The 26,688-nt window shown below is 72.6% G+C and carries 27 protein-coding genes and 1 riboswitch; of the genes, 15 read left to right on the forward strand and 12 right to left on the reverse strand.

Annotated elements, in window-relative coordinates:
* Positions 1-14: 14 nt before the first annotated feature.
* A complete protein-coding gene (locus tag ACZ7LT_RS02815; protein ID WP_471233236.1) occupies positions 15-551 on the reverse strand; it encodes a hypothetical protein in 537 nt (178 codons plus the stop codon).
* A gap of 111 nt (positions 552-662) precedes the next feature.
* Here ACZ7LT_RS02815 and ACZ7LT_RS02820 point away from each other — a divergent pair, with 111 nt between their 5' ends.
* Positions 663-956, forward strand: a complete 294-nt coding sequence (locus tag ACZ7LT_RS02820; RefSeq protein ID WP_471233240.1) for a hypothetical protein — start codon at positions 663-665, stop codon at positions 954-956.
* A 130-nt stretch (positions 957-1,086) separates the two neighbouring features.
* Here ACZ7LT_RS02820 and ACZ7LT_RS02825 read toward each other — a convergent pair whose 3' ends face one another.
* From ACZ7LT_RS02825 to ACZ7LT_RS02835, 3 genes are read right to left on the reverse strand one after another with little or no spacing between them, the layout of a single operon-like run.
* On the reverse strand, positions 1,087-2,160 hold the full coding sequence (locus ACZ7LT_RS02825) for a prenyltransferase/squalene oxidase repeat-containing protein (protein ID WP_471233243.1): 1,074 nt from the start codon (positions 2,158-2,160) through the stop codon (positions 1,087-1,089).
* Positions 2,157-2,888, reverse strand: a complete 732-nt coding sequence (locus ACZ7LT_RS02830; RefSeq protein ID WP_471233247.1) for a class I SAM-dependent methyltransferase — start codon at positions 2,886-2,888, stop codon at positions 2,157-2,159. The genes ACZ7LT_RS02825 and ACZ7LT_RS02830 overlap by 4 nt, the downstream gene beginning before the upstream one ends.
* Entirely contained in the window at positions 2,888-4,282 is a 1,395-nt protein-coding gene (locus tag ACZ7LT_RS02835; protein WP_471233252.1) for a glycosyltransferase family 4 protein, read from the reverse strand. The genes ACZ7LT_RS02830 and ACZ7LT_RS02835 overlap by 1 nt, the downstream gene beginning before the upstream one ends.
* Before the next feature lie 206 nt (positions 4,283-4,488).
* Between ACZ7LT_RS02835 and ACZ7LT_RS02840 the strand changes: the two genes are divergently transcribed.
* Positions 4,489-5,127, forward strand: a complete 639-nt coding sequence (locus ACZ7LT_RS02840; protein ID WP_471233255.1) for a TetR family transcriptional regulator — start codon at positions 4,489-4,491, stop codon at positions 5,125-5,127.
* Positions 5,128-5,135: 8 nt separating this feature from the next.
* Here the strand turns inward: ACZ7LT_RS02840 and ACZ7LT_RS02845 are convergent, their stop codons facing one another.
* From ACZ7LT_RS02845 to ACZ7LT_RS02860, 4 genes are all read right to left on the reverse strand, one after another.
* Entirely contained in the window at positions 5,136-5,675 is a 540-nt protein-coding gene (locus tag ACZ7LT_RS02845; protein WP_471233257.1) for a hypothetical protein, read from the reverse strand.
* Positions 5,676-5,795: 120 nt separating this feature from the next.
* Positions 5,796-6,320, reverse strand: a complete 525-nt coding sequence (locus tag ACZ7LT_RS02850) for a hypothetical protein (RefSeq protein ID WP_471233259.1) — start codon at positions 6,318-6,320, stop codon at positions 5,796-5,798.
* Positions 6,321-6,434: 114 nt separating this feature from the next.
* Positions 6,435-6,668, reverse strand: a complete 234-nt coding sequence (locus ACZ7LT_RS02855) for a ferredoxin (protein ID WP_471233262.1) — start codon at positions 6,666-6,668, stop codon at positions 6,435-6,437.
* Positions 6,668-8,128, reverse strand: a complete 1,461-nt coding sequence (locus ACZ7LT_RS02860) for an aldehyde dehydrogenase (RefSeq protein WP_471233265.1) — start codon at positions 8,126-8,128, stop codon at positions 6,668-6,670. The genes ACZ7LT_RS02855 and ACZ7LT_RS02860 overlap by 1 nt, the downstream gene beginning before the upstream one ends.
* A 131-nt stretch (positions 8,129-8,259) precedes the next feature.
* Between ACZ7LT_RS02860 and ACZ7LT_RS02865 the strand changes: the two genes are divergently transcribed.
* The 7 genes from ACZ7LT_RS02865 (at position 8,260) to ACZ7LT_RS02895 (ending at position 16,023) form a co-directional block, all read left to right on the forward strand.
* A complete protein-coding gene (locus ACZ7LT_RS02865) occupies positions 8,260-9,297 on the forward strand; it encodes an MBL fold metallo-hydrolase (protein ID WP_471233268.1) in 1,038 nt (345 codons plus the stop codon).
* Positions 9,298-9,398: 101 nt separating this feature from the next.
* A riboswitch (cobalamin riboswitch) is annotated at positions 9,399-9,500 on the forward strand.
* Between the two features lie 133 nt (positions 9,501-9,633).
* Entirely contained in the window at positions 9,634-10,938 is a 1,305-nt protein-coding gene (locus tag ACZ7LT_RS02870) for a prenyltransferase/squalene oxidase repeat-containing protein (RefSeq protein ID WP_471233270.1), read from the forward strand.
* Positions 10,935-11,606 (forward strand): SCO2322 family protein, encoded by a 672-nt coding sequence (locus ACZ7LT_RS02875; RefSeq protein ID WP_471233273.1) that lies wholly within the window; start codon positions 10,935-10,937, stop codon positions 11,604-11,606. The genes ACZ7LT_RS02870 and ACZ7LT_RS02875 overlap by 4 nt, the downstream gene beginning before the upstream one ends.
* On the forward strand, positions 11,606-12,733 hold the full coding sequence (locus tag ACZ7LT_RS02880; protein WP_471233275.1) for an energy-coupling factor transporter transmembrane component T: 1,128 nt from the start codon (positions 11,606-11,608) through the stop codon (positions 12,731-12,733). Before ACZ7LT_RS02875 ends, ACZ7LT_RS02880 begins: the two co-directional genes overlap by 1 nt.
* Positions 12,730-14,448, forward strand: coding sequence for an ABC transporter ATP-binding protein (locus ACZ7LT_RS02885; RefSeq protein WP_471233279.1), 1,719 nt, complete (start codon positions 12,730-12,732; stop codon positions 14,446-14,448). Before ACZ7LT_RS02880 ends, ACZ7LT_RS02885 begins: the two co-directional genes overlap by 4 nt.
* On the forward strand, positions 14,445-15,341 hold the full coding sequence (locus ACZ7LT_RS02890) for an ECF transporter S component (protein WP_471233283.1): 897 nt from the start codon (positions 14,445-14,447) through the stop codon (positions 15,339-15,341). The genes ACZ7LT_RS02885 and ACZ7LT_RS02890 overlap by 4 nt, the downstream gene beginning before the upstream one ends.
* 256 nt (positions 15,342-15,597) lie before the next feature.
* A complete protein-coding gene (locus ACZ7LT_RS02895) occupies positions 15,598-16,023 on the forward strand; it encodes an aggregation-promoting factor C-terminal-like domain-containing protein (RefSeq protein WP_471233287.1) in 426 nt (141 codons plus the stop codon).
* Between the two features lie 135 nt (positions 16,024-16,158).
* On the opposite strand, the gene ACZ7LT_RS02900 is transcribed toward ACZ7LT_RS02895, so the two are convergent.
* Positions 16,159-17,337, reverse strand: coding sequence for a steroid 3-ketoacyl-CoA thiolase (locus tag ACZ7LT_RS02900; protein WP_471233291.1), 1,179 nt, complete (start codon positions 17,335-17,337; stop codon positions 16,159-16,161).
* Between the two features lie 238 nt (positions 17,338-17,575).
* Here ACZ7LT_RS02900 and ACZ7LT_RS02905 point away from each other — a divergent pair, with 238 nt between their 5' ends.
* Entirely contained in the window at positions 17,576-18,823 is a 1,248-nt protein-coding gene (locus tag ACZ7LT_RS02905; protein WP_471234773.1) for a cytochrome P450, read from the forward strand.
* A gap of 170 nt (positions 18,824-18,993) precedes the next feature.
* Positions 18,994-20,070, forward strand: coding sequence for a DUF2330 domain-containing protein (locus ACZ7LT_RS02910; RefSeq protein WP_471233296.1), 1,077 nt, complete (start codon positions 18,994-18,996; stop codon positions 20,068-20,070).
* Positions 20,071-20,124: 54 nt separating this feature from the next.
* Here the strand turns inward: ACZ7LT_RS02910 and ACZ7LT_RS02915 are convergent, their stop codons facing one another.
* Entirely contained in the window at positions 20,125-20,466 is a 342-nt protein-coding gene (locus tag ACZ7LT_RS02915; protein ID WP_471233300.1) for a DUF397 domain-containing protein, read from the reverse strand.
* Between the two features lie 173 nt (positions 20,467-20,639).
* On the opposite strand from ACZ7LT_RS02915, the gene ACZ7LT_RS02920 reads away from it, so the two are divergent.
* Positions 20,640-20,996 carry an antibiotic biosynthesis monooxygenase family protein gene (locus tag ACZ7LT_RS02920; protein ID WP_471233305.1) on the forward strand — a complete coding sequence of 119 codons (357 nt, stop codon included), beginning with the start codon at positions 20,640-20,642 and terminating at the stop codon, positions 20,994-20,996.
* Between the two features lie 37 nt (positions 20,997-21,033).
* Entirely contained in the window at positions 21,034-21,522 is a 489-nt protein-coding gene (locus tag ACZ7LT_RS02925; RefSeq protein ID WP_471233309.1) for a GNAT family N-acetyltransferase, read from the forward strand.
* 186 nt (positions 21,523-21,708) lie between these two features.
* Here ACZ7LT_RS02925 and ACZ7LT_RS02930 read toward each other — a convergent pair whose 3' ends face one another.
* On the reverse strand, positions 21,709-23,757 hold the full coding sequence (locus ACZ7LT_RS02930) for an MDR family MFS transporter (protein ID WP_471233315.1): 2,049 nt from the start codon (positions 23,755-23,757) through the stop codon (positions 21,709-21,711).
* A 170-nt stretch (positions 23,758-23,927) separates the two neighbouring features.
* Here ACZ7LT_RS02930 and ACZ7LT_RS02935 point away from each other — a divergent pair, with 170 nt between their 5' ends.
* Together ACZ7LT_RS02935 and ACZ7LT_RS02940 are read left to right on the forward strand one after the other, a co-directional pair.
* Positions 23,928-24,923 carry a peptidoglycan-binding domain-containing protein gene (locus ACZ7LT_RS02935; protein WP_471233319.1) on the forward strand — a complete coding sequence of 332 codons (996 nt, stop codon included), beginning with the start codon at positions 23,928-23,930 and terminating at the stop codon, positions 24,921-24,923.
* Positions 24,924-25,080: 157 nt separating this feature from the next.
* Positions 25,081-25,737, forward strand: coding sequence for an HAD-IA family hydrolase (locus ACZ7LT_RS02940; protein WP_471233323.1), 657 nt, complete (start codon positions 25,081-25,083; stop codon positions 25,735-25,737).
* Positions 25,738-25,883: 146 nt separating this feature from the next.
* Here ACZ7LT_RS02940 and ACZ7LT_RS02945 read toward each other — a convergent pair whose 3' ends face one another.
* A complete protein-coding gene (locus tag ACZ7LT_RS02945; RefSeq protein ID WP_471233327.1) occupies positions 25,884-26,648 on the reverse strand; it encodes an ABC transporter permease in 765 nt (254 codons plus the stop codon).
* Between the last annotated feature and the right edge of the window lie 40 nt (positions 26,649-26,688).

The following is a 26,688-nucleotide window of genomic DNA, read 5'->3' on the forward strand; positions in this document are numbered from 1 at the left end:
GGAATTCACATGTCCTAGCCCCTCAGCTGGGAGAGGCTCGGGACCTTGTCCGTGACCTCGGCGCCCGCGCTGCGGCCCGCGTCCTTCACGTCGGTGATGACGTTCTCGAACGAGCCGATGTCCGCCTCGGTCGCCTCGCCCTTGCGGAGTTTCGTGCCGAGGTTCTTGAGGGAGTCGATACCGGCGGTGACCGGGGCGAGCGCCTTGGACAGGAGTGGGTCGCCCTTGGCGTTGTTCGCCGCCGCCTTGAGGCGGTTGTAGGCGAAGGCGCCCGCGAGGCCCGCCTTGATCAAGGCCGACGTACGGCCGTCCGCGCCCTTCTTGAAGGTGCCCGCGCGGTAGGGCTTAACGATCCACTGGTACGTCGCCCCGGCCGCGAGGCCCGCGTTGGCGACGAAGCGGGTCTTCGCGAACCGCTGGGTCTCGGTCGTACCGGTGAGAGTGGCCGAGCCGCCTCCGTCGTCGCCTCCGCAGGCGGCCGTGGTGAGCAGCAGGGTGCAGCACAGGAGCAGCGCCACGGCGGCGCGGCGGTGCGGGGCAGTTCGGGGCACGGCGGCACCTCCCAGGGGGCTTCGGTGTCAGCCTCGGCCCCCGGTGGCGGCCTCACCAGCCAGGCGGAGCCGAACGGGTTTCCGGCGGCGTGTGGCGGTAAGGCGAACCCCATGACTCACCGACGGAGCAACACCACGCAGGCGGCGCGGGTGATCAGCGTCGTCGCCGATGTCCTGGCCGCAATCATCGGCCTCTGGATCCTGATGTACCTGCTGGACGCCAACCGGGCGAACGGTCTGGTGGAGTTCGTCCAGAACGTGGCCCGCTTCCTGGCCGGCTGGTCGCACGACCTGTTCACCTTCGACACGGCGTGGGCGCGTGTGGTGGCGGGATACGGTCTCGCCGCGGTGGTGTACCTCGTGGTCGGGCACATGGTGGCGGGACGGCTGCTGCGCCGCCACTGACCGTTCGAGCAGGGGCCGAGCACGGTCCGGGTCCGTGGGGGGACCCGGGCCGTGCTGCCGTTCACTCCCGATCATCGCGGCCGGTCGTCCCCGGGCGGTGCGGCCGGTCAGCCGCGGGCCGTGCTGCCGCTCAGGCGCAGCAGTCGGGCTCCAGGCCCCTCGGCAGGCGTTCGCCGCCGAAGACCGCCGTCGTCGCCTCGTCGCCGCCGAGTGCGGCGACCGCGAGGAGGAGGGAGCCCGCCGTCCAGGTGGTGAGTTCCTCGGGCCAGATCGCCTTGTTGCCCTCGAAGACGTAGCCCGTCCAGTAGAGGCCGTCCTCGGCGCGCAGGTGCTGGATGGCCTGGAGGATCTCCAGGGCGCGGTCGGACTCGCCCATCGCCCACAGGGCGAGGGCCAGTTCGCAGCTCTCGCCGCCGGTGACCCAGGGGTTGGGCAGGACGCAGCGGACGCCGAGGCCGGGGACCACGAAGTCGTCCCAGGCGGATTCGATACGGGCCTTGGCCTCGGGGCCGGTGATCGCGCCGCCGAGGATGGGGTAGTACCAGTCCATCGAGTAGCGGCTCTTGTCGAGGAACCGCTCGGGGTGGCTGCGTATCGCGTGGCCCAGGGCGCCGGTGGCGAGCTCCCAGTCCGGCTGGGGCTCCTCGCAGGTCTCGGCGATGGCGAGCGCGCAGCGCAGGGCGTGGTGGATGGAGGAGGAGCCGGTGAGCAGCGCGTCGGTGACGGGAGTGCCGTCGGCCTCGCGCTTCCAGCCGATCTGGCCGCCGGGCTGCTGGAGGTCGAGGACGAACTCGATCGCCGCGTACACGGCCGGCCACATGCGCTCGAGGAAGGCGTCGTCGCCGGTGGCGAGGTGGTGGTGCCAGACGCCGACGGCGAGGTAGGCGCAGAAGTTGGTCTCGCGGCTGTGGTCGGTGACCTGGTCCCACTGGCCGTCGTGGTAGGCGGCGTACCAGGATCCGTCGTCGTTCTGGTGCCGGGCCAGCCACTCGTAGGCGCGTTCGGCGGCGGCGTGTTCGCCGGCCGCGTCCAGGGCCATGGCGGCCTCGGTGTGGTCCCAGGGGTCGAGGTGGTGGCCCCGGAACCACGGGATGGCGCCGTCCTCGCGCTGGACTGCGAGGATTCCGGCGACGGTCCGGGCGGCCTGGTCGGCGGTGAGGACGCCGGGCAGGACGAGGTGTTCGGTACGGCCCGGAGATGTCACGCGTCGGCCTTGGGGAGGTGCGGCTTGGTGGCGTAGGCGACGAAGCTCTTGCCGACGACGGGGTTGAGCAGCTGCTCGGCGACCCGGGTGAGGGCGGGCTTCTTCATGATGTCCCAGACCAGCAGCTTGTGGTAGGCGCGGACCGGCAGGGCCTTGTCGTTGTCGACGCCGAACGCGCACTTGAGCCACCAGTACGGGGAGTGCAGGGCATGGGCGTGGTGGGTGCCGTACGGCTTGAGTCCGGCCTGGCGGATCTTGGCGAGGAGCTCGTCGGCCTTGTAGATGCGGATGTGGCCGCCCTCGACCTCGTGGTACGCGTCGGAGAGCGTCCAGCAGATCTTCTCGGGGCCGTAGCGCGGGACGGTGACGGCGATGCGGCCGCCGGGCTTGAGCACGCGCACCATTTCGGCGAGGACGCCCTTGTCGTCCGGGATGTGCTCCATGACCTCGGAGATGATCACGACGTCGAAGGACTCGTCGGGGAAGGGGAGGTTGAGCGCGTCGCCCTCCATGGCGGTGGCGGTGGCTCCGGCGGGGGCCTCACCGGCCTCCTTCATCGCCGCGAACCACTTGGCGACCTCGCGGATCTCCTCGCCGTTCTGGTCGAGGGCCACCACCTGGGCGCCGCGCCGGTAGCACTCGAACGCGTGCCGGCCGGCGCCGCAGCCCAGGTCGAGCACGCGGTCGCCGGGGGCGAGCGGGAAGCGGGTGAAGTCGACGGTCAGCATCAGCGATTGCTCCCAAGGGGGGTACCCGTACCCGGGGCCGTGGAGAGGCCCGGAATCCTGGCCGCGGCGCGGCCCTTGGCGTGCCGGCCCGCGATCGCCTCGCGGTACAGCTCGGCGGTGCCCTGGGCGGCGCGGGCCCAGGTGAAGTTGGCCAGAACCCGGTCGCGGCCGGCGGCGCCGAGGCGGGCCCGCAGGGCGGGGTCGGCGAGGGCCCGGCCGAGGGCGGCGGCGAGGGCGTCGGCGTCGCCCGGGGGGACCGCGAGGCAGGTCTCGCCGTCGGGGCCTGAGACCTCGGGGATCGCGCCGCCGGTGGTGGCGACGAGCGGGGTGCCGGTGGCCATCGCCTCGGCGGCGGGCAGGGAGAAGCCTTCGTAGAGGGAGGGCACGCAGGCGACCTGGGCGCTGCGTACGAGGTCGACGAGTTCGGCGTCGGTGATGCCCTTGACGAAGTCGACGTGGCCTTCGAGGCCGTACCGCTCGATCGCCTGGGCGACGGGTCCGTCCTCCGCGCGCTTGCCGACGACGACGAGGTGGGCGGCGGGGTTCTCGGTGCGGAGCTTGGCGAGGGCCTCGACGAGGTGGATCAGGCCCTTGAGGGGGACGTCGGCGCTGGAGGTGGTGACGATGCGGCCGGGGACCTCGGCGACGGACGGGTCGGGGGACCACAGGTCGGTGTCGGCGCCGATGTGGACGACGCGGATGCGGTCCTCGCGTACGCCGAGGTGGTCGACGATCTCCTGCCGGGAGGAGCCGGAGACGGTGAGGACGGAGGGCAGGCGGCGGGCGACCCGCTTCTGCATGCGGGTGAAGGCGTACCAGCGGCGGACGGAGGCGCGGCGCTTCCAGTCGGTGGCGGCGTCGAGTTCGAGCTGCCGGTCGACGGTGATGGGGTGGTGGATCGTGGTGACGAGCGGGGCGCCGATCGCGGCGGTGCCGCCGAGGAGTCCGTAGCCGAGGGTCTGGTTGTCGTGGACGACGTCGAACTGGCCCGCGCGGGCGGCGAGGTGGCGGCGGGCGCGCAGGGAGAAGGTGAGGGGCTCGGGGAAGCCGCCGGTCCACATGGTGGCGACTTCGAGGGCGTCGATCCAGTCGCGGTACTCGTCGCGGGCCGGGGTGCGGAAGGGGTCCGGCTGGCGGTAGAGGTCGAGGCTGGCCAGCTCGGTGAGCGGGACGCCCTCGTCGAGGGTGGGGTAGGGCTGGGAGCCGATGACCTCGACGTGGTGGCCGAGGCGGGCGAGCTCGCGGGAGAGGTGCCGGACGTAGACGCCCTGACCGCCGCAGAACGGGTTCCCCTTGTACGTGAGGAGCGCGATGCGCAGGGGGCGGTCGCCCTTGGCCTGGGCGCCGGTGGCGGCACCGGCGCGGGGGCCTGCATCTATGGCCTCAGCGGTCACTCGCGGCCCCCTTCTGCTTGCGTTTCGCGGGAGCGTAACCGCTCGCGCTAATCTAGAACAAGTTCCACACTTGATCGTTCAAGGAGCTTCGAATCTACCGGCAGGTAGCGCCTGCGTAAGAGCCGGATCAGGTGATTCGCGCCACGGCGGGTGCCCGGCCATCCTGAGCCATACTGTCGCGAGCCAAACCCCACGGAACGGGACCTATGACAGCGGAAGACAGACCTGCGTCACCTCCCCTGACAGAGCGCCAGGAGGCGCGTCGCCGCCGCATCCTGCACGCCAGTGCGCAGCTGGCCGGGCGGGGTGGGTTCGACGCCGTGCAGATGCGCGAGGTCGCGGAGGCGGCGGGGGTCGCGCTGGGCACGCTGTACCGCTACTTCCCGTCCAAGATCCATCTGCTGGTCGCCACGATGCAGGATCAGCTGGACCATATGCACTCCACGCTCCGCAAGCGGCCCCCGGCGGCGGAGGACCCGGCGGAGCGGGTGGCGGAGACCCTGATGCGGGCGTTCCGGGCGTTGCAGCGTGAGCCGCATCTGGCGGACGCGATGGTCAGGGCGCTGACCTTCGCGGACCGGAGCGTGAGCCCGGAGGTGGACACCGTCTCGCGGCAGACGACGGCGATCATCCTGGACGCGATGGGGCTCGACCATCCGACGCCGCAGCAGCTGTCGGCGGTCCGGGTCATCGAGCACACCTGGCACTCGGCGCTGATCACCTGGCTGTCGGGGCGGGCGTCGATCGCGCAGGTGAAGATCGACATCGAGACGGTGTGCCGGCTGATCGACCTGACGGCGCCGGGGGCGGCGGCCGCGTCCCCGAAGGGCCGCGGACGCCGCTGAGCGGTCCGTCAGGACTTCTTGTTCTTCGCGAGGTCCTCGGCGAAGAGCTTCTCGCACTCGGGGCCGTTGTCGGTGGCGACGAAGTGGACGATGACGAAGGCCTGCTTCGTACCGACCGGCGCGCCGGAGTAGTTGGCCTTCACGGTCCAGCCGCTCTTGTCCAGGGACTTGATGGTGGCCGGGCCCTGCTCGAAGGCCCGCCCCTGTGCCCAGCCGCCCTTGGCGAGGGCCGCGACGGTGTCCTCGTACGACTTCTTCGGGTCGGCGGCCTGCTTGGTCTCGGGCGACCAGGAGACCATGCAGTTCTTGAGCGTGGGCGGGACGTCGTCGCCGGGCTTCTCGGTGAAGCCGGCGGCGGTGGCCGCGTCCGCGATCTCCTTCTTGACGGCGGCGGCGTCCAGGCTGCCGCCGTTCTCCTTGGCCGGAGCCGAGGCCCCCGAGGACGGCGCGCCGGTGGCCCCACCCTTGCCCGAACCGCCTTCGCCGCCGCACCCCGCGACCAGCAGCACCACACCGGCAGCCGCGGCCGCCCACTTCGCCTTGCGCACAACACTCCCAAATACGCACGTACGAAGGCCTCTTGCCCCCGTTTTCACGGGGCCTAGTTTTGCACGTGGAAATGGGGCTCACCGCTCCTACTCGGGGCGGGCGACGTGAGGGTGGGGCGGTCAGCCGAGCGGACCCGCGCCGGCGTTCGCGCTCGCGCCGACGCGGTACCGCTCCATACAGGCGTCCTCGAATGCCATCAGGTTGAGCTGGCCCGTCCCACCGGTGTCCCGGAACTCCGCCACCAGGGTCCAGCCGCGCTTCTTGAGGAGCGACCGCGCCTGACCGGCCGTCTTGCCGTCGGCCTTGGTCTGCTGCCAGCCTCGCTCGCGCAGTTCGCCGGTCGCCGCCTCGTACTGGCGGAGGTCGATCGGGTCGGCCTCCGTGCCGTAGCCCCGGTATTCGACCCAGCATGCCCGCTTCGAGCCGGCGGGGGCCTTCGCGGCCATTTCGGCCCAGTCCGGGTCGGTGGGCGGAGCCCCGGCGTCCGCGGCCGACGTGTCGAGGTCCGCACGCACCCGGTCCTTGGTGAACGGCCCGGAGTCCTCGGGCCGTGCCAAGGCCGACGGAGCGGCGGACGCACCACCCTGCGGCCCCGCGCCGCAACCCGCGGCACCGAGCACCATGGCCGCGGCCGCGGCGGTCACGGCCGCCCGCGTCGTCGCTGTCCTGCGCGTGATCGTTTCCCACCCCTGTTCGACGACCGCCGGGCACGGTTCGCCCGGCGGTGCCGCAGGAGTGTCGCACGGGGCCCGGGCCTCCTACTCCTCGGGCGGGAAGACCTGTTCGCCGCTGCCCAGCAAGGTGATCATGATGGCCTCGACCGGGCAGCCCTCCGCCGCCGCGAGGACCTTCTCGTTGGCGTCGGAGTCCGGGTGGCGGGGGTGGGACTGGCGGGCGGTGTCGAGGGTGAAGGCGTCCGGGGCGTGGTTCACGCACATGGCCGAGCCGATGCAGACGCTCCGGTCGACCTCGACGTGCCAGCGGTCTCCCATCACGCACCTCCGTACCCGGCCGGCAGGTGGATCATCTTGTGCTCCAGGTACTCGCCGAATCCCTCGGGGCCGAACTCCCGCCCCAGGCCGGAGTTCTTGTAGCCGCCGAACGGGCCGAGCATGTCGAGGCTGAAGGTGTTGACGTTGAACGTGCCGGTGCGGACCTGGCGGCCGAAGTCGATGCCGTGATCGACGTCGGAGGTCCAGACGCTGCCGCTGAGGCCGTAGTCGGAGTCGTTGGCGATCCGCAGGGCCTCGTCCTCGTCGCCGTACGGCAGGAGGCAGATGACCGGTCCGAAGATCTCCTCGCGGGCGATGCGCATGGTGTTGTCGACGCCGCCGAAGAGGGTGGGTTCCACGTACCAGCCGCGGTCCAGGCCGGCCGGGCGGCCGCCGCCGGCGAGGATTTTGGCGCCCTCCTCCTGGCCGATGCGGATGTAGTCGAGGGAGCGTTCCTGCTGGCGCCGGGCGACGAGCGGGCCGACCTGGGTGGCCGGGTCGAGCGGGTCGCCGACGACGAGGGCTCCGGCGGCCGCGGCGAGGGCCTCGGCGATCTCGTCGTAGCGGGCGCGGGGGGCGAGGATGCGGGTCTGGGCGACGCAGGCCTGGCCGTTGTTCATCCAGGCGGCGGGAACGATCCCGGCGACGGCGGTGTCCAGGTCGGCGTCCGGCAGGATGACGGCGGCGGACTTGCCGCCGAGCTCGAGGGTGACGCGGGTGAGGTTGCGGGAGGCCACCTCCATGACCCGCCGGCCCGCGGCGACCGAGCCGGTGAAGGAGACCTTGTCGATGCCGGGGTGGCCGACGAGGTACTCGCTGACCTCGCGGTCGGCGGGCAGGATCGACAGGACGCCTTCGGGCAGCCCGGCCTCCCGCGCGATCTCGCCGAGGACGTAGGAGTCGAGCGGCGACTCGGGCGAGGGCTTGAGAACGACCGTGCAGCCGGCGAGCAGCGCGGGGCCGAGCTTGGCGGCTGCGGTGAACTGCGGCACGTTCCAGGGCACGACGGCGGCGACCACCCCGACCGGCTCGCGGCGCACCAGGATCGGCCCGAGGACGCCGGCGCGTTCGGCCTCGTAGGGGTAGTCACGGGCGACGGTGATCGCCGCGTCCCAGACCATCATCGCGCCGAGGGCCTGGGCGAGGACGCTCCAGGAGTACGGGGAGCCGTTCTGGGAGCTGACGAGCCGGGCGATCTCCTCGTGGCGTACGAGGACCGCGTCCTTGATGCGGGTGACGACGGCGATCCGCTCGTCCAGGGTCATCCGTGGCCAGGGCCCGCGGTCGAAGGCGGCCCGGGCGGCGGCGACGGCGCGGTCGACGTCGGCGGTGGAGGCGTGCGGGACGCGGCCGATGACCTGTTCGGTGTGCGGGGAGATCACCTCGATGACGTCGCCGCCGAGCGGATCGGTCAACTCCCCGCCGATGAACAGCTTTCCGTGCTCCACAAGCTCGGTCATGACCGACTGCCTCCCGGAACCCGCGATGTGTCTGACGATGTATCTGACTGAGTATCAGAACTGATACCAGTTCTAGTTATAGTGGGCAATGGCTGAGCAAGCGCCGTGCCGTCGCGGAGAGATGAGGGCCCATGAGCCAGGTGATCGAGCACGGCGGAGGCGTCTGGTCGATCAAGGTGCCCATTCCGGACAATCCACTGGGTCACACCCTGGTCCATCTCCTCGACACCGACCGCGGGCCGGTCCTCGTCGACACCGGGTGGGACGATCCGGCCTCCTGGGACGAACTCACCCGGGGGCTCACCGCGCTCGGGACCTCCGCGGCCGAGATCCACGGTGTCGTGATCACCCACCACCACCCCGACCACCACGGGCTCTCCGGCCAGGTGCGGGAGGCCTCGGGGGCGTGGATCGCCATGCACGCCGCCGACGCCGCCGTCGTCCGCCGGACCCGCGAGGCCGACCCCGGCAGCTGGCTCGACTACCTGGCGCACAAACTGGCCGCCGCCGGAGCCCCCGAGGAGCACACCGCTCCCCTGCACGCGGCGCGGGCCTCGGGACGGACGCGGACCCTGCCGGGGCTGCGGTCCGCCCTGCCGGACCGGGAGATCGTCCCCGGGGAGCTGCTCTCCCTCGCCGGGCGCCGGCTGCGCGCCGTCTGGACGCCCGGGCACACGCCCGGCCATGTGTGCCTGCATCTGGAGGAGGAGCATCCGGCCGGGCTGCCCGGCCGGGGGCGGCTCTTCTCCGGCGACCATCTGCTGCCCGGCATCACCCCGCACATCGGCCTGTACGAGGACCCGGACGGCGCGACCGTCACCGATCCGCTCGGGGACTACCTCGCCTCGCTGGAGCGGATCGGGCGGCTCGGCGTGGCGGAGGTGCTGCCCGCGCACCAGCACGCCTTCACCGACGCGGCCGGCCGGGTCCGGGAGCTGCTCGGCCACCACGAGGAGCGGCTCACCGGGCTGCTCGGGCTGCTCGCGGCGCCGCTGACGCCGTGGCAGCTCGCCGAGCGGATGGAGTGGAACCGGCCCTGGGAGCAGATCCCGTACGGCTCCCGCAACATCGCGGTCAGCGAGGCGGAGGCGCATCTGCGGCGGCTGGTGAGGCTGGGGCGGGCGGAGGCGGTGGCCGGGAGCGACCCGGTGACGTACGTGGCGGTGTGAGCCGGCCCGCGGTGTGACCCGGCGCCAGGCCCGGCGGTACGGGCCGGTCCTGGCGGAGTACGGGCCGGTAGAGTGTGCGAGTCGTCATCTTGCCCGTACGGGGGGAAGCCGGTGCAAATCCGGCACTGACCCCGCAGCCGTGAGCCGTTCGTCTACAGATCGACAGGTCGACCGGTCGAACAGGACGGTGAGTCGGAATGCCCCGCACGGGTACGTGACCGGCTCGCGTCCACCGGGATCCGCCCGGTGGGCAGGCACCGTCGAGGTTCACGGAGCCGGAGCCTGGTGCCTCCGTGTGCCGGTGCCCCGGCCCCCGCAGGAGAGGCCAGCACCGCCATGACCACCGTCCGCCGCAGCGCCGCCACGCTCGTCGCCACCGCACTGCTGTGCGCCGGTGCCGTCGGAGCCGTCGCCCCCGCCGCGACCGCCGCGCCCTCTCCCTCCCCCACGCCGACGCTCCCGGCCGGTCTGTACGGCACGAAGGACCCGACGTACGACGGAGTCTGGCGGCAGTCCCTCGCGTTCATGGCCCAACAGACGGCCGGGGTGAAGCCCGCCCAGGTGTCCGTGGACTGGCTGCTCGGCCAGCAGTGCGGCAGCGGCGCCTTCGCCTCGTACCGCCCCGACCCGGCCAAGACCTGCGACCCGTCCACGATGCTGGACGTCAACGCCACCGCCGTCGCCGTCCAGGCGCTGAACGGCATCGAGCGGAGCCCGGCGACCGCGACCGCCGCCGCCACCGCGGCATCCGCCGGCCCGAGCCCGGCCGTGCACCCGGTCAGCGCGGCCGTCGCCGCGGGAGCGGGCTGGCTCAAGGGCGTGCAGAACAAGGACGGCGGCTGGGGCTACAACCCCGGCAGCCCCAGCGACGCCAACTCCACCGCGCTCGTCATCAGCGCCCTCGCCGCCCTCGGCCAGCAGCCAGGCGCCGTGAAGTCCGCGGCCGGCAAGAGCCCGTACGACGCGCTGCTCACCTTCGCCAAGCCGTGCGCCGACAAGGACGGCCCGGGCGCCTTCGCCTACCAGCCCGACAAGACCGGCAAGCTCTTCGCCAACGGCGACGCCACCGCCGCCGCCACCCTCGCCGGGCTCGGCAAGCCGATGAACACCCGTGGTGTGAAGCCGGACCAGAAGCCCACCTGCGAGGACATGGACGAGCGCGCCCCCGAGCGGGTCGCCCGCAACGGCGCCTCCTATCTCGCCACCGCGCTCGCGAAGACCGGCCACCTCGACCAGCCGCCGATGCCCGGCGCCACCGACCCCGCGCCGAAGCCCGACTTCGGCAACACCGCCGACGCCGTGGTCGCCCTCGCCGCCGCCGGGCACGGCCCCCAGGCCATGCCCGCGCTGAGCTGGCTGGAGAAGAACTCCCCGGCCTGGGCGAAGGAGAACGGCCCCGCCGCCTACGCCCAGCTGGTCTTCGCCGCGCACGCCATGGGCGCCAACCTCCGCGACTTCGGCGGCGCCGACCTCGTCGAGCAGCTGAACGCCACCGGGCCCGCGCCGCAGGCCCCCACCGGCAGCCCCGACACCGCCGAGGACGAGGGCTTCAACGTGTGGTGGATCGTCGGCATCGGCCTGGTCGCCGGTGTCGGCATCGGCTTCCTGCTCAGCGGCCGCCGCAAGGGGAAGCAGCTGTGACCGGTGCGTCGCGCCGGCTCCTGTCGGCGCTGGCCCTGGGCGCCGTGCTGACCGGGCTCGGCGCCGGGCCCGCGCAGGCCGCCGGGTACCGCTACTGGTCGTTCTGGCAGGGCGGCGCGGGCGATACGTGGACGTACGCGACGCAGGGCCCGGCCACCGCCCGCCCGGCGGACGGTGACGTCACCGGCTACCGCTTCTCCGTCAGCGAGGACTCCGACGACTCGGCCCGGCCGCGGACCGCCCCCGACTTCGCCGCCCTGTGTGCCGCGGTGCCGGCCAAGGACGGCATGAAGCGGGTCGGCGTCGTCGTCGACTTCGGCACCCCGGCCGACGCACCGAAGGGCGGGACGCCGCCCGAGCGGCGGACCGGCTGCGCGCAGGTGGCGCCCGGGGCGACCGCCGCGGAGGCGCTGGCGGCCGTCGCCAAGCCGCTGCGCTACAACAACCAGGCCCTGCTGTGCGGGATCGCCGGATATCCGCGGACGGGCTGCGGCGAGCAGGTGACGGAGAAGTCCCGGCCCGCCCCGGCGGCCTCGACGCCCGCCGCCTCGGCCGATGGCGGTGAGGGCGACGGCGGGCCGTCGGTCGGTGCGTACGCGGGGATCGCGGCCGTGGCCGCGCTCGCGGGCGGGGCGCTGTGGCAGGCCCGTCGGCGCCGACAGCGCTGATGGCGTTCCCGGCACCGTCCCGGACGACGCTCCGCCCGCTGCGCGCCCCGGAGGCGAACAGGAGCAACGCCCTGCACGCCGGGGCCTGGTGGCTGTGGGCGCTGGGTCTTGCGACCGCCGCGTCCCGGACCACCAATCCGCTGCTGCTCGGGCTGCTCGTGGGTGTGGCGGGATATGTGGTGGCGGCGCGGCGCACGGACGCGCCGTGGGCCCGCTCGTACGGGGCGTTCGTGAAGCTGGGGCTGTTCGTGGTCGCGGTCCGGCTCGTCTTCACGGTGGTGCTCGGCTCGCCGATCCCGGGGACGCACGTGCTGTTCACCGTGCCGGAGCTGCCGCTGCCCGACTGGGTGCAAGGGGTGCGGATCGGGGGCCGGTTCACCGCCGAGCAGCTGGTGTTCGCGCTGTACGACGGCGCGAAGCTGGCGACCCTGCTGATCTGTGTGGGCGCGGCGAACGCGCTCGCCAATCCGGCGCGGCTGCTGAAGTCCCTGCCCGGGGCGTTGTACGAGGCCGGGGTCGCGGTCGTGGTGGCGATGACGTTCGCGCCGAACATGGTCGCGGACGTGGTGCGGCTGCGGACGGCGCGGCGGCTGCGCGGGCGGCCGACGGGCGGGGTGAAGGCGGTGCTCCAGATCGGGCTGCCGGTACTGGAAGGCGCTCTGGAGCGGTCGATCGCGGTGGCCGCGTCGATGGACGCGCGGGGGTACGGCCGGACGGCCGAGGTCCCGGCGGCGGTGCGGCGTACGACCAACGTGCTGACGCTGGGCGGGCTGCTGGGGGTGTGCGCCGGTTCGTACGGGCTGCTGGCCGCGGCCGGAGCGGGGTACGGGCTTCCGGTGCTCGTGGCCGGTCTGGTGGCGGCGGCGGCCGGTCTTTCCCTGGGCGGGCGCAGGTCGGTCCGTACCCGCTACCGGCCCGACCGGTGGGGCGTACGGGCCTGGCTGGTGGCCGGGTCCGGGGTGGCCGTGGCCGCGTTGATGATCTGGGCGGCGGCGTACGCCCCGGGGGCTCTGCACCCTGGGGTCGTCCCGCTGACGGCGCCGCAGCTGCCGTTGTGGCCGGCGCTTTCCGTACTCGTGGGCCTGGTGCCCGCGTTCGTGGCCCCGGTGCCGAAGGAGTCGTCGTGATCCGGTTCGAGAACGTCTCGGTGACGTACACAGGCGCGTCGGGCCCGACGCTGGCGGCCGTGGACCTGGAGGTGCCGGAGGGGGAGCTGGTGCTGCTGGTCGGCCCGTCGGGGGTCGGCAAGTCGACGCTGCTCGGGGCGGTGTCGGGGCTGGTGCCGCACTTCACGGGCGGGACGCTGCGGGGCCGGGTGACGGTCGACGGCCGCGACACGCGTCTGCACAAGCCGCGGGAGCTGGCGGACGTCGTGGGGACGGTCGGCCAGGACCCGCCGGCCCACTTCGTCACGGACACGGTGGAGGACGAGCTCGCGTACGGGATGGAGTCGCTGGGGCTCGCGCCGGAGGTGATGCGGCGCCGGGTGGAGGAGACGCTCGACCTGCTGGGCCTCGCGGAGCTCCGCGACCGGCCGATCGCGACGCTCTCGGGCGGGCAGCAGCAGCGGGTCGCGATCGGTTCCGTGCTGACCCCGCACCCGAAGGTCCTCGTCCTCGACGAGCCGACGTCGGCGCTCGACCCGGCGGCGGCGGAGGACGTCCTCGCGGTGCTCCAGCGACTGGTGCACGACCTGGGCACGACGGTCCTGATGGCGGAGCACCGCCTGGAACGGGTGGTGCAGTACGCGGACCGCGTGGTCCTGCTGCCGGAGGGGGTCATGGGCCCACCGGCCGAGATCATGGCGCTCTCGCCGGTGTACCCGCCGGTGGTGGACCTGGGCCGGCTGGCGGGCTGGTCGCCGCTGCCCCTGACGGTGCGCGACGCCCGGCGGCGCGCGGGCGACCTGCGGTCACGCCTGGAGGACCGCACGCCGACGCCTGCCCCCGCGAGGGGGCTCCGCCCCCAGACCCCCGCGCCTCAAACGCCGGCGGGGCTGAAGAGCCGGGGCTTCGGGAAGGGGCGGGGTGGGGGAATCTCCCGGTTCTGGCGACGCGGCGCCGACGCGCCCGCCCCCGTCCCCGTGTCCGACCAGCTCGTCGAGGCCGACGGCCTCGGGGTCCGTCGTGGGCGCGTCGAGGCGCTCCGGCGGGTGGACCTGCGCGTCCGGGCCGGTGAGACCGTCGCGCTCATGGGGCGTAACGGCTCCGGGAAGTCGACGCTGCTCAACGCGCTCGTCGGCACGCTCGCGCCCACCTCCGGCACCCTCCTCGTCGGGGGCCGCGTGCCGCACCGGACCGCACCGCGGGAGCTGATCCGCGAGGTGGGGCTCGTACCGCAGGAGCCGCGGGATCTGCTGTACGCGGACACCGTGGCCGCCGAGTGCGCCGCCGCCGACGCCGACGCGGGCGCCCCGCCGGGGACCTGCCGGGCCCTGGTGTCGGAGCTGGTGCCGGGTGTGGCGGACGACACACACCCCCGGGACCTGTCCGAGGGGCAGCGGCTGACGCTGGCGCTCGCCGTCGTCCTCACCGGCCGCCCCGCGCTGCTGCTGCTCGACGAGCCGACCCGTGGTCTGGACTACGCCGCCAAGGCCCGGCTGGTGCGGATCCTGACCCGGCTCGCCGCCGAGGGGCACGGCATCGTCCTCGCCACGCACGACGTGGAGCTCGCCGCCGAGCTGGCCCACCGGGTGGTGATCCTGGCCGACGGGGAGATCGTCGCGGACGGCCCGGCGGCGGAGGTCGTCACGTCCTCGCCGGCCTTCGCGCCGCAGGTGGCGAAGGTCCTCGCGCCGGGGCCGTGGCTCACCGTCGGACAGGTCCGGGAGGCCCTCCGATGAACACGCGGAACACGCCGCACGCGCAGAGCGGTGCCCGGCCGCTGCGCCTCGGGCCGCGCTCGGCCGCCGCGCTCGCGCTGATCACCACGATCGGGGTGGTCGCGTTCGGCTGGCCGCTGCTCGCGGACGGTGACAGCGCGGTCACGAATCACGCCGCCGACGCCCCGTGGCTGTTCGCGGCGCTGCTGCCGCTCCTGGTCGGCGTCGTGGTGGCCACGATCGCCGACGCGGGCATGGACGCGAAGGCCGTGGCGATGCTGGGCGTGCTCGCCGCCGTCGGCGCGGCCCTACGGCCGCTGGGCGCGGGGACGGCCGGTCTGGAGCCGATGTTCTTCCTGATGGTGCTGAGCGGCCGGGTGCTGGGGCCTGGCTTCGGCTTCGTGCTTGGCGCGGTGACGATGTTCGCGTCCGCGCTGCTCACGGGCGGGGTCGGGCCGTGGATGCCGTTCCAGATGCTGTCGATGGCGTGGTTCACGATGGGTGCGGGGCTGCTGCCGGGCCCGGAGCGGCTGCGCGGCCGGGGGGAGCTGCTGATGCTCGCGGGGTACGGGGCCGTGGCGGCGTTCGCGTACGGCACGGTCATGAACCTGCAGGGCTGGGTGCTGCTCCAGGGCATCGGTACGGGCATCGCCTTCCAGCCGGGCGATCCGCTCCACGAGAACCTGGCCCGGTTCGTGGCGTACTGCCTGGCGACCTCGATGGGCTGGGATCTGGGGCGCGCGACGCTGACCGTCGTACTGACGCTGACCGTCGGCGGGACGCTGTTGAAGGCGCTCCGAAGGGCCACCAGGAGGGCCAACTTCGAGGCCCAGGTCACATTTGAGGGCCCGGGCCTGGAGACCCAGGTCACATCCGAGGGTCCCGGTACGGTGAGGCGCCCCACAGGACCTTAGTCCTCTCCTAGCTTGAGTAGTAGATCTTCTAGGGGGTTCTGAGGGCCGTGGAATTCGCACGCGACCTGCACATATGCGCGATATGCCCGGCTTGGGATCTTTGCCGGGGATGCGATGCGGGCTAGTAAGAGGGGTCGTTGCATCGGGCTTCCGGCCCTGCTTGTCTGGATGACGTCGCCGGGCACCGCCGCAGCGTGGTGCCGGCAGCCAACTCCCCCACCCCCTGGTGTGGTTCCGGCTTGCCTGGCGACAGCAAATGTCCCCGACGTTAGGTCGATCTGTGTTCCGCTCGCTCGCCGCTCGTGTCACCACCCGCAAGAAGTCCGTCGCCGTCACCGCAGCCGTGCTGCTGGGCGCCTCGGGAGCGGTGCTCGGCACGACCGCGCCGGCTTCGGCCGCGACTCCGCAGGAGATCGCCCGGAAGATCGTCCCGGCCGACCAGTTCGCCTCGTTCAGCAAGATCGTTGAGCACGAGTCGCACTGGAAGCACACTGCCACCAACCCCTCCAGCGGCGCCTACGGCCTGGTCCAGGCCCTGCCGGCCTCCAAGATGGCCACCGCCGGTTCCGACTGGAAGACCAACCCCGCCACTCAGATCAAGTGGGGTCTGGACTACATGAACGACCGCTACGGCAGCCCGAACGCCGCCTGGTCCTTCTGGCAGGCCAACGGCTGGTACTAAGCCGCCGCATGTGACGCCACGCCCTGGTGGGTGACCGCGAAGGTCGCCCACCAGGGCTTCGTCATACCCGGGGCTTGGTCACGTGCGTGGCGTCGCGGCCGGGCCACCGGGCCACCGGGCCGCGCGTGAGCCGGGTCACAGCCGCTGGATGATCGTGCCGGTCGCCAGCGCCCCGCCCGCGCACATCGTGATCAGCGCGAACTCCTTGTCACTGCGCTCCAGTTCATGCAGGGCCGTGGTGATGAGGCGGGCCCCGGTCGCGCCGACCGGATGGCCGAGCGCGATCGCGCCGCCGTTGACGTTGACCTTCGTGAGCCCGTCCAGGTCCCGCTCGAAGACCTGCGCCCAGCTCAGCACCACCGAGGCGAACGCTTCGTTGATCTCAACGAGATCGATGTCCCTCAGGGACATCCCGGCCTTGCCGAGCACGGCCCGGGTCGCGTCGATCGGCCCGTCCAGATGGAAGTGCGGATCGGCGCCGACGAGGGCCTGGGCGACGATCCTGGCCCGCGGTTTCAGCTTGAGGGCGCGGGCCATCCGCTTGGACGCCCACATGAGGGCGGCGGCGCCGTCGGAGATCTGCGAGGAGTTGCCGGCGGTGTGCACGGCGGTCGGCATGACCGGCTTCAGCCCCGCCAGCGCCTCCATCGACGTGTCGCGCAGCCCTTCGTCCCGGTCGACCAGGCGCCACATGCCCTGTCCGGCGGCCTGCTCCTCCTCGGTCGTGGGGACCTGGACGGCGAACGTCTCCCGCTTGAACCGCTCCTCGCCCCAGGCGGCGGCGGCCCGCTCCTGGGAGAGCAGCCCGAGGTCGTCGACCCGCTCCCGGGTCAGGCCGCGGCGGCGGGCGATCCGCTCGGCGGCCTCGAACTGGTTGGGCAGGTCGACGTTCCACTCGTCCGGCCAGGGCTTTCCGGGGCCGTGCTTGGAGCCGGAGCCCAGCGGCACCCGGGACATCGCCTCGACACCGCAGCTGATGCCGATGTCGACGACCCCGGAGGAGATCATGTTGGCGACCATGTGACTGGCCTGCTGCGAGGAGCCGCACTGGCAGTCGACGGTCGTCGCGGCGGTCTCGTACGGCAGTCCCATGGCGAGCCAGGCGTTGCGCGCCGGGTTCATGGACTGCTCGCCGGCGTGCGTGACCGTGCCGCCGACGATCTGCTCGACGCAGTCGGGCTGGATGGCGGTCCGGCCGAGGAGTTCTCGGTAGGTCTCGCCCAGGAGGTAGGCGGGGTGGAGGTTGGCGAGCGCGCCGTGGCGCTTGCCGATGGGGGTGCGTACGGCTTCGACGATGACGGGTTCCGCGGCCATGGGCTCGTCCTCTCCTCGCACACCGGCGGGGGCGTCCCGGCGCCCGCGCGCGGTGAACTAGTACGCGTTCTAGTTCTGAGTGCAGTCTTATGAGTGCTACCCGCGGTACGCAAGGGTTGTGCACGTCCCTACAAGCCATTCCGCGCGCAACACTTCCGGTTGCGACCCTTGCCACTTGTAGAACTCGTTACTACCTTTCGGACACCTTCTGATGGTCCGTCAGACACTGGAGACGCCGATGCCCTGTCCCGCGCTCCCCGACGGGTTCGACTTCACCGACCCCGATCTGCTCCAGAGCCGCATACCCTTCCCGGAGTTCGCTCAACTGCGGCAGACCGCTCCGGTGTGGTGGTGCGCTCAGCCGCGCGGCATCACGGGCTTCGACGACGAGGGGTACTGGGCCGTCACCCGGCACGCGGACGTCAAGTACGTCTCCACGCACCCGGAGCTCTTCTCCTCCACCGCCAACACGGCCGTCATCCGCTTCAACGAGCACATCACCCGCGAACAGATCGAGGTCCAGCGGCTGATCATGCTCAACATGGACCCGCCCGAGCACACCCGGGTCCGTCAGATCGTCCAGCGCGGCTTCACACCGAGGGCGATACGGAGTCTGGAAACCGCCTTGCGCGACCGCGCCCGGCGCATCGTCGAGGAGGCGCGCGAACACACCGCCGCCGACGGCTCCTTCGACTTCGTCACCCAGGTCGCCGTCGAACTCCCCCTCCAGGCCATCGCCGAACTCATCGGCGTCCCCCAGGAGGACCGGGCCCGTATCTTCGACTGGTCGAACAAGATGATCGCGTACGACGACCCCGAGTACGCGATCACCGAAGAGGTCGGCGCCGACGCCGCCATGGAACTCATCGGCTACTCGATGAACATGGCCGCCGCCCGCAAGGAGTGCCCCGCCCACGACATCGTGAGCCAGCTCGTCGCGGCCGAGGGCGAAGGCAACCTCAACTCAGACGAGTTCGGATTCTTCGTCCTGCTGCTCGCCGTCGCGGGCAACGAGACCACCCGCAACGCCATCAGCCACGGCATGCACGCCTTCCTCACCCACCCCGATGCATGGGAGCGGTACAAGCGCGAGCGCCCCGCCACCGCCGCCGAGGAGATCGTCCGCTGGGCCACGCCCGTCGTCTCCTTCCAGCGCACGGCCACCCAGGACACCGAACTCGGCGGACAGAAGATCAAGAAGGGCGACCGGGTGGGGCTGTTCTACTCCTCCGCCAACCACGACCCCGAGGTCTTCGAGAACCCCGAGGTCTTCGACATCACCCGCGACCCCAACCCGCACCTCGGCTTCGGCGGCGGCGGCCCGCACTTCTGCCTCGGCAAGTCCCTCGCCATCCAGGAGATCGACCTCATCTTCAACGCGCTCGCCGACGCGCTGCCCGACCTGGAGGCGGTCGGCGGCCCACGCCGGCTGCGCGCAGCCTGGCTCAACGGCATCAAGGAGCTCCGCGTCCGGGTCCCCGGCTGATCCGGCCGGCTCTCGCTGATCCGCGCCGACCAGCTCCGGCCCGTACCGCTGGAGCGCTTCCCCTGCTCGGGAGGCGGGGGCTCCTCACCCCCACGCCCCGCCCTCGCCTCCCGCGACTCCGTTTCGCCACCGCCCGGAACCGGATCTTCCTCCCCGTCGTCTGAGCCGTCATGCGGGGGAAACAGAGAATCCTGACACTGGTGTTCGTGCTGCTCGCCATGCAGCTCGGGTCGCTGATCAGCCCGGCGTACGCCTGCGGCTGCGGCGCGATGGTCACCGACCCGTCGACGCGGTTCGGCGTCGACCGTGAGACGTCCGTGGTCCACTGGGACGGCCGTACGGAACAGATCGTCATGCGCTTCACCGTCGACGGGAACGCGCCGCGGGCGGCCTGGATCATGCCCGTACCCAGCCGGGCCACCGTCGAGCTCGGCGACCACCGCCTCTTCAGCGACCTCGCCCGGCGGACCCGGCCCGAGCTGCGGACCCGCCACTACTTCTGGCCGCGCTGGCGTGACCTGCCCTTCGCGGGGAACACGGACGGCGCCTCGGCGGGCGCCCCGCCCATGGCCGCGGCGCCCCCGGTCGGTGTGGTCGGCCGGGAGCGGCTCGGCGCCTTCGACGTCGCCCGGCTCACCGCCACCGACCCGGACGCACTGCGCGGCTGGCTGAAGGCGAACGGCTTCGAACTGCCGGACCGGCTCGCCGCCGAGGTGACGCCGTACGTCGAGCAGAAGTGGGAGTACGTCGCCGTCCGCCTCGCCCCCAAGGAACAGGGCGAGACGCTCGGCGGCACCCTCGACCCGCTGAAGATCCGCTTCGCCAGCGACCGCCTGATCTACCCGATGCGCCTCTCCCGCCTGGCCCGGACCCCGCAGTCGCTCGGCCTGTACGTCCTCGCCGCGCACCGGATGGAGCCGAAGAGCGGCATCGGCGGCGCGGCGCCGGAGGTGACGTTCGCCGGGACCGTCGAACCGGATGGCCCGCTCGCCGCCCTGACCGGCGGGCAACCGGCCTTCCTGACCGCCGTCGACCAGCACTTCCCCGACCCGTCCCAGATCAACGGCGACCACGAACTGACGGCGACCGCCGAGGACACCCCCTACCGCCGCGCCATCTACCGCGACCGGCTCCTGAAGGTCGGCGGCGTCCCGGCGTGGCTGCTCACCGTCACGGGTGTGGCAGTGGCGGCGCTCGCGACGGCCCTGACCCTCCGGGCCCGACGACACCGGGCGCCGGCGGTCTGAACGGCGCCTCGCCATGGCCCCGGGGGTCGCGGAGGCGGCTGCGATCTCTCGGCATCAGCCCACAGCCACCAGAGAGGCGGCGTCCATCTCCTCGTCTGTGGCCAGGAAGTCGTCGAACTCCCCGTCCTTGACGCCTTCGATGAACTTCGTGAGTTCGGCGCGGGTGAAGAGGAGCACCGGACTGTCGGGGTCCTTGTCGTCCGACAACGCCACCATGCGCGTCCCGTCCGGGACGTGCGGGTGCGGATGATCCTTCGCGGCGGGTGCCACGGCCAGAATCACGCAGTCCTTGAGGATGGGATCCAGGTCCGTCCGGCTCGCCTTGCGCCAGTCGAGCCCGCGGGCGTTGCTGTTCTCGTACGGCTTGCTGGTGCGGCCGTTGGTGATCGTACCCATGCGAAGTGTTCCTCTCGGTCGAGCCTCCGCGGCGTCCATGACCCCGCTCCTACTGCTACGGATCAGGTGGGGGCGGAAACTCAAACGGACCTCACGCCGTTTCGACCGCCTGATGTAAGAGACTGCTGGCACAGGGGCCCAGGTGGGCCCGTCCGTTCGGTGAGAGGTGTCATGTGCCCAGCGTCGTGAAGATCAATGTCCTGACCGTGCCGGAAGAGCAGCGTGCGGTCCTGGAGAAGCGGTTCGCCTCGCGGGCGGGGGCCGTGGAGGGGTCCGACGGGTTCGAGTGGTTCGAGCTGCTGCGGCCGGTGGAGGGCACCGACCAGTACCTCGTCTACACCCGGTGGCGCAGCGAGGAGGACTTCCAGGCGTGGATGGAGGGTCCGATGAAGGCGGCCCACCAGGGCGGTGGCCAGGGTGGCGGCCAGGGTGGCCCCGGGGGTGAGGGCGGGGAGCGGCCCAAGCCGGCCGCGTCCGCGTCGACGCTGTGGTCCTTCGAGGTCGTGCAGCAGGCCGGCCCGAAGAATTGACGGGCGTGGCCGGGCCCGGCCCGGTCACAATGCCCGCATGCAGTGGATCATCAGCCCGGAGCGGTACGACACCGCCGACGCGACCGCCCTTCGCCGTGACTACTACGACGAGGTGGCGAGCCGCTACTGGCGGCGCCCCGCGACCGGCGCGGAGATCGACGAGGGGCTCACCGGCGACGGCGTGGAGGAACTCGCCCCGCCCACAGGTGAGTTCCTCGTCGGGCGGTACGACGGATCGCCGGCAGCCTGCGGGGGTGTGCTGCTGCTCGACGCGGAACGGGCCGAGCTGACGCGCGTGTTCGTCCGCCCCGCCTTCCGTGGCACCGGCGGCGCGGGGCTGTTGCTCGGGGCGCTGGAGGACGCGGCCCGGGGCCTCGGCGCCCGCCGCATGGTCCTCAACACCCGGCTCGACCTCATCGAGGCACGGACGCTCTACACCCGGCACGGCTACGCGGAGATCCCCGCGTACTGCGAGGGTCCGTACATGGACGTCTGGTACGGCAAGGAACTCACCGCCGCGGCGTGAGCGAGCGGCCGACCCGGGCCGTCAGGCGTGGTGATCGCGGGGGCGGCCGTCAGGCGTGGTGATCGCGGGGGCGGCCGTCAGGCGTGGTGATCGCGGGGGCGGCCGTCAGGCGTGGTGGTCGCGGGGCGGCTGTCAGGCGTGGTGGTCGCGGGGCGGCTGTCAGGCGTGGTGGTCGCGGGGCGGCTGTCAGGCGTGGTGGTCGCGGGGCGGCGGCGGGCCGTAGGGGCGTTCGTCGTCCGATCCGCTCAGCTCCGCCGTCAGCTCCTCCACGAGCTTGACGAGATCCGTCGGCCGGTCGGGGCTCCACCAGTCGCCGAGCAGCTCGGCGAGGGACTCCTCGCGGGCCTTCGCCAGCCGTGTCGCGACCTCCACACCCTCGTCGGTCAGCATCAGCTGGAGCCCTTCGCGGCGCGCGAGGCGGCGTTCCTCGACCTGCCGCGACGCCTCGGTGACGGCACGCAGCGGTACGGACGTCTGCTCGGCGAGCCGGGCCGGTTCGACCGTGCCCTGGCGTCTGATCCGCAGCAGCAGCCAGCTCGCGGCGGGCAACAGGTCGAGACCGGCGCGGCGGGTGATCTTCTCGTAGACGGCCTTGCGGCCCTCCCGTGAGCCGAGGACCGACAGGGCGCGGGCGCACTCCTCGTACGAGGAGCGCTCGACGGGGTTGCTGGCGAGGGTCTGGGTGGGGTCGGGCGCGGTGACCGAGCCGCGCAGCCTGTCCTCGTGCAGGAACCAGGCCACCAGGAACGCGACCAGGACGACGGGTGAGGCGTACAGGAAGACGTCCGTGATGGCGGTCGCGTACGCGTTCAGCACCGAGGGGCGCAGTCCGGGCGGGAGTTGGGCGATCGCGCGCGGGTCGGCGGCGAGCTGGTCGGCGCCGGCGCCCGGCGGCACCTGCTGCCCGGCGAGCGCGGACTCCAGTTTGTCCGTGAGGCGGCTGGTGAAGAGGGTGCCGAAGACGGCGACACCGAAGGAGGCGCCGATGGAGCGGAAGAAGGTGGCTCCGGAAGTGGCGACGCCGAGGTCCTCGTACGGCACGGCGTTCTGCGCGACCAGGACGAGAACCTGCATCACCAGACCGAGCCCGGCGCCGAAGACGAAGAAGTACAGGCTCATCTCCCAGGTGGAGCTGGTCTCGTGGAGCTGGTGGAGCAGGAGGAGTCCGAACGCGGTGACGCCGGTGCCGACGATGGGGAAGACCTTCCAGCGGCCGGTACGGGAGACGATCTGCCCGGAGCCGGTGGAGGTGAGGAGCAGGCCGAGCACCATCGGCAGCATGTGCACCCCGGACATCGTGGGGCTGACGCCCTGGACGACCTGGAGGAACGTCGGCAGATAGGTCATCGCGCCGAACATGGCGAAGCCGACGACGAAACTGATGACGGAGACGAGGGTGAAGGTGCGGCTCCGGAACAGCTTCAGCGGCAGGACGGGTTCGGCCGCGCGCCGCTCGACGAGGACGAAGACGACGAGGAGTACGGCTCCGAGGACGGCGAGGGCGATGATCTGGGCCGAGTCCCAGGCCCAGGTGGTGCCGCCGAGCGAGGCGACCAGGACCAGGCAGGTGGCGACGGAGGCGATGAGGAACGTACCGAGGTAGTCGATGCGGTGCCGGGTGCCGTGCGCCGGAATGTGCAGGACGGCGGCGATGACGAAGAGCGCGACGACCCCGATGGGCAGATTGATGTAGAAGACCCAGCGCCAGGAGAGGTGCTCGGTGAACAGCCCGCCGAGCAGCGGCCCGAGGACGCTGGTGGCGCCGAAGACCGCGCCGAACAGCCCTTGGTACTTTCCGCGTTCGCGCGGTGAGACGAGATCGCCGACGATCGCCATCGACAGCACCATGAGACCGCCGCCGCCCAGGCCCTGGACGGCGCGGAAGGCGATGAGCTGCGGCATGTTCTGGGCGATGCCGCAGAGTGCCGAGCCGATGAGGAAGATGACGATGGCGGCCTGGAAGAGTTTCTTGCGGCCGTACTGGTCGCCGAGCTTGCCCCACAGCGGCGTCGCGGCGGTGGAGGCGAGCATGTAGGCGGTGACCACCCAGGACAGATGGTCCATGCCGCCGAGTTCGCTGACGATGGTCGGCAGGGCGGTGGAGACGATGGTCTGATCGAGGGCCGCGAGCAGCATGCCGAGCAGCAGCGCCCCGATGGCGACCAGCACGGAGCGGTGGCTACGGCCCTCGCCCGGCACCGGTCCGGCGGCCGGGGTGCGTACTTCCTGCGCCATGGACATCCCCTTCGCTGGCCTGGCCTTCAACTGCACCCTCCATCGTGGTGGGTCTGTCCCGTTATGGCCCGCTGAGAGGTGCGGTGGATGGAGCCTGGGGCCGGGTGCCTTGGGCGGACCGGGGGTGGCCTGCATAATCGCTGGCAGTTTCAAGGGGAGGGAAAACCACTGTGGCGGCACACGTGTGTCCTGAGTGCGGTACGCCGCCGAGCCCGGACGGCAGACCGGGGCCGGCCTGTGGCTGCGCGCGGGCAGCCGAGCTCGCGGCGCGGAAGGCGGCCGACATCGCGGCGGCGGAGGACTTCGATCCGCTGCGCATCCGCCCGTACGTGAATCTCGCCCCGCGGACGCCGCAGGAGCCGGAGGCGCCCACGGCGGCGATCCCTCGGGTGGTCGGGCCCGCGGAGCCCGTGCCTGCCGCCGAGCAGACGATGCCGCTGTTCCTGGGTGCGACGCCGGGTGACGGCGACGGCTCCGGCTCGTACGCCCCCCATACGTACGAGTCCGCGTACGAGTCCGGTACGTACGAGCTCGGTGTGTACGACGAGGAGCCGCGCCGCCGGAGGACCGGCGCCATGGCGGCCGTCGCGGCGGCCGTGGTCGTCGTGGTCGCCACGGCCGCGTTCGCCGGCGGCCTGTTCGACACAGAGGACGCTCCGGTCGCGGCCCTGCCCGCGAGGGCGACGGGCGGGCCGGCCACCGCCGTCCTCGAGGCGCCATCGGCGTCGGCCTCGCCGTCCGCGTCCGCCTCCCCGTCCGCCTCGGACTCGGCCTCGGCGTCCGCCTCGCCCTCGTCGTCGAGCGCGTCACCGAGCGCCTCCGCGTCCTCCGTCTCGGCCGAGCCGTCCCCGTCGGAGTCCTCACTGACGCGTTCCGCCCCGCCGTCGGCGTCGAAGCCGGCGAGCCAGGCGCCCAGCACGGCCCCGGCCGCGGGCACGCTGCGGCGCGGCGACTCCGGCCCGGAGGTCGCCGAGCTCCAGCGCCGCCTCTCCGAGCTGTGGCTGTACGACGGCCCGATCCACGGCAAGTACGGCGACCGGGTCGAGGACGCCGTGGCCTCGTACCAGTGGGACCACGGCATCGAGGGCGACCCCGTGGGCGTCTACGGGCCGAACACGCGCCGGGCTTTGGAGGCCGAGACCACCGGCGAGGGGGAGCGCCGCTGAGGGCCGCACCCCGGCCGGAGAGCCGCCGAGGGGGGCGGGGTGGCGCGGGACCGCCTTCGTTTTGTATCGTGAAGAAACAAAGTGGCCCCGCTCGTACTCCCTGACCGGCGGGCGGGTCCACTTCGTACCCTTTCCTCCCCCGTCCAGGAGACCACCCATGCTGCTCGCCCGCGCCTTCCTCCTCGACATGGACGGCACGCTGGTCAATTCGGACGCGGTGGTGGAGCGCTGCTGGCGCCGCTGGGCGGAGCGCAACGGCCTGGACCCGGACGAGGCGCTGAAGGTCGTCCACGGCCGCCAGGGCTACGCCACGATGGCGGCGCTGCTGCCGGACCGGCCCATGGAGCAGAACTACGCCGACAACCGCGTGATGCTCGCCGAGGAGACCGCGGACCTCGACGGGGTCGTTCCGATCGACGGCGCGGCCGCCTTCCTCGCCACCATCGCCGAGCTCCCGCACGCGCTGGTCACCTCGGCCGACGAGACCCTCGCGCAGGCTCGTATGGGCGCCGCCGGGCTGCCGATGCCCGTGACGCGCGTCACGGCCGAGCGGGTCGGCGCCAGCAAGCCGGACCCGGAGGGCTTCCTCAAGGGCGCGGCGGAGCTGGGCTTCGACCCGGCAGACTGCCTGGTCTTCGAGGACAGCCAGGCCGGCATCGAGGCGGGCCGGGCCGCCGGCATGCGGGTGGTGGGCGTCGGCCCGCGCGCGGCCGCCTTCGCCCCCGACCTTCACGTACCGGACCTGACCGGGCTGCGGGTGGAGCCGGCGGCGGACGGCTCGTTCCTGCTGCGCGTCACCTCCTCCGCGGCGTAGCCGGACGCGCCTGGCAGCAGGTCACGGCCGCGAGGCGGCCGTAGCCGGGCCCAGCCCACCGGCACCGCGACACGCTCGCAGCCGGGCGCACCCACCGGCGCGTCACGGGCCCGCAGCGTCCGTAACCGGCACACCTGGCCCACACCTCACGGCCGCGCGGCGCGCGCCGCCGCGTTCTCCTCGCGGTGCAGGTGGCCCCGGGCGACCAGTTCGAGGACGACGGCCACCGCCACGGCCTGTACCGCCATCAGCCCCACCAGTACGAACAACTGCACCGCACCCGCCTGTACGGGTGACGCGCCGCCGAGCAGCATGCCCACGAACGCGCCCGGCAGGGTGACAAGCCCGACCGTCCTGGTCTGATCGAGCCCGGGCAGCAGCGCGTCCGCCGCCGCGGGCCGGGCGATCTCCAGGCGGGCCTCCCGTTCCGGCAGCCCGAGCGCGAGCCCCGCCTCCACCTCGCCGCGCCGCGCCGCCAGTTCGTCCAGCGCGCGCCGCCCGCCCAGTACGGTCGCGGTGAGCGCCCCGCCGATCAGGATGCCGGTGACCGGGATCAGGGCGATGCCCTTGACCGGTACGAGTCCGGTGAGCAGCAGCGCGGCCACGACCGGGACGACGCCCGCCGCGAGCGGCGCCGCGGCCCACCACCAGGACGCGTTGGCGGTGATCCGGCGCCCGGCGGTCCGTACCGCGACCGCGTACATCAGCAGCAGGAAGCCGAGCAGCAGCGGCACCGACCGCACCACCCAGCCGATCACCAGCGAGACGACCAGCAGCTGGACGGCGGCCCGGGCGCCCGCGGCGAGGTGGACCCGGGCCCGGCCCAGGTGGGCGAGGGCCGCGACGGTGGCACCGGCGGCGAGCAGAACAGCCAGAACCGCACCGAATGCGGCGTTGACGGGCAGCAGCACACCCCAACCCTACGGACCTGTCCCCACACTTCGGACCCAC

This window comes from Streptomyces sp. NPDC039465 (assembly GCF_055639315.1).